Genomic DNA, 2,134 nt, shown 5'->3' on the forward strand with positions numbered 1-2,134 from the left:
CCGCGCCGCCGCGTCCCTGCTCGCGAAGGACGCGGTCACGTGCATCGTGGTCGATTGTGAACGCGGCATGATCCGCCTCGGCCTCGCCGCGGACCTGGCCCGCGAACTGCGCGGCGGATACCTCAGACTGGCCGAGCTGACCGGAGACTCGGTGGCCGACGTCGTCCGGGCGTCGTCCGGGAGCGGTGTACCGGTGCGGGCCGCTTGAGCAGCGCGAATCGCTGTGGTCGGCGACGGGCGGGTCGGGTGCGGCGCCGCCGGGCTGGTTTGCTGGTGATGCCGGGCAGACTGGTCGGCGACGGTTGCCGGATGGGTTGGTGTACGGCGGTGCCTGAGCCGCTGTCAGGCTGTCGGAACGGGCACCGATGGAGGCCAAGGACGCAACCGGCGCCGAATCGTAGCGAGTGCGTCGCATCGCGGACGAACACGGCGTCGCCGACCGCGTTTCCCGACGTTCCGGTCGGTCGACCGTGGGTCGGGACGGATGTGTGGATCACGACTGGCGTGCAGGATCCAGCCGCGCTCGCGGGTGCAGCACCAAAGGGCGGAACGGGTTGAGCCGAGAAAAGCAAGGAGATGTCGATGCCCAAGGGTGTTCCGGAGGCAGTTCCCGACGACGGGCTGACCACGCGGCAACGGCGCAATCAGCCGGTGCTCGCGGTGCATACCGGGCCGGGCAAGGGTAAGTCGACGGCCGCGTTCGGGATGGCGCTGCGGGCCTGGAACCAGGGCTTCGACGTGGCGGTGTTCCAATTCGTGAAGAGCGCAAAATGGAAAGTCGGCGAGGAGGCGGCTTTCCGCGCCCTCGGCGCGCTGCACGAGCAGACCGGCGTGGGCGGTCCGGTCGAGTGGCACAAGATGGGCGAAGGCTGGTCTTGGACCCGCAAGCAGGGCACCGAGGAAGACCACGCCGCGGCCGCCCTGGCCGGCTGGCAGGAGATCGCCCGGCGCCTGAAGGCCGAGCAGCACCGCTTCTATGTCCTCGACGAATTCACCTACCCACTGAAATGGGGTTGGGTCGACGTAGCCGAAGTGGTCGAAACCCTGGTCAACCGTCCCGGCAACCAACATGTCGTCATCACCGGCCGCGACGCCCCCGCCGCGCTCATCGAAGCCGCCGACCTCGTCACCGAGATGACCAAACTCAAACACCCCATGGACACCGGCCGCAAAGGCCAACGAGGCATCGAATGGTAACTCGGTTCTTGATCGCGAGTGGCACATCGCTGCGGCGTATCGCGAGAAGCCCACACCGTGGCGTGCCACTCGGCGAGCGGGGGACGGTTTGAGGGCGGTGGTGGTGGCGGCTCCGGCGTCGGGGAGTGGGAAGACGACGGTCGCTACCGGTTTGGTGGGGGCGTTGCGGCGGGCGGGGCATCGGGTCGCGCCGTTCAAGGTGGGGCCTGATTACATCGATCCGGGGTATCACGGGCTGGCGGCGGGACGGCCGGGGAGAAATCTGGACCCGGTGCTGGTGGGGGCGGAACGTGTTGTGCCGCTGTATCGGCATGGTGCGCTGGGGTGCGACCTGGCGGTTGTCGAGGGCGTGATGGGCCTGTTCGACGGGCGGATCGATGAGCGGAATTCCGGCCCGGTGGCGGAGGGGTCGACGGCTCAGGTCGCGAGTCTGCTCGGCGCGCCGGTAGTGCTGGTGGTGGACGCTCGCGGGCACAGTCAGAGCCTCGCGGCCCTGCTGCACGGATTCGCCACGTTCGACAGCGGTGTCCGGCTCGGCGGGGTGATTCTGAACCGGGTCGGCAGCGAACGGCACGACCAGGTATTGCGGGCGGCCTGCGACCGGGTCGGGCTGCCGGTGCTCGGATCGCTGCCGCGGATGGCCGAATTGGAAGTTCCCTCCCGGCATCTCGGCCTGATTCCCGCCGTGGAACACGGCCCCGCCGCGACCGCGGCCGTGGCGGCGATGACGGAACTCGTGGCCGCCCATGTGGACCTGCGCGCGATCGCGGCGCTCGCCCGATCGTCGGTCACCGGGCCGTCCTGGGACCCGGTCGCCGCCGTGCGCGGCGGCGATGCCCTGCCATCCGCTGATGCGACCATCAGCGGTGCTGACTCGCGGTCAGATGCCCAGCCAGCGCTCGGTGGTGGTGCGCGGTCAGATGCCCAGCCAGCGCTC

At 69.6% G+C, this 2,134-nt stretch carries 2 protein-coding genes and 1 pseudogene; all 3 read left to right on the forward strand.

Annotated features, from left to right (window positions below):
• A pseudogene (locus tag NA4_RS41670) lies at nt 1-208 on the forward strand (magnesium chelatase); the annotation flags it as partial.
• A gap of 374 nt (nt 209-582) precedes the next feature.
• Nucleotides 583-1,197, forward strand: a complete 615-nt coding sequence (gene cobO, locus NA4_RS30320; RefSeq protein WP_067477811.1) for a cob(I)yrinic acid a,c-diamide adenosyltransferase — start codon at nt 583-585, stop codon at nt 1,195-1,197.
• Nucleotides 1,198-1,294: 97 nt separating this feature from the next.
• A partial coding sequence (locus NA4_RS30325) for a cobyrinic acid a,c-diamide synthase CobB (RefSeq protein ID WP_084497600.1) occupies nt 1,295-2,134 on the forward strand: 840 nt, incomplete at its 3' end.

This window comes from Nocardia amamiensis NBRC 102102 (assembly GCF_001612745.1).
Taxonomy (GTDB): Bacteria; Actinomycetota; Actinomycetes; order Mycobacteriales; family Mycobacteriaceae; genus Nocardia; species Nocardia amamiensis.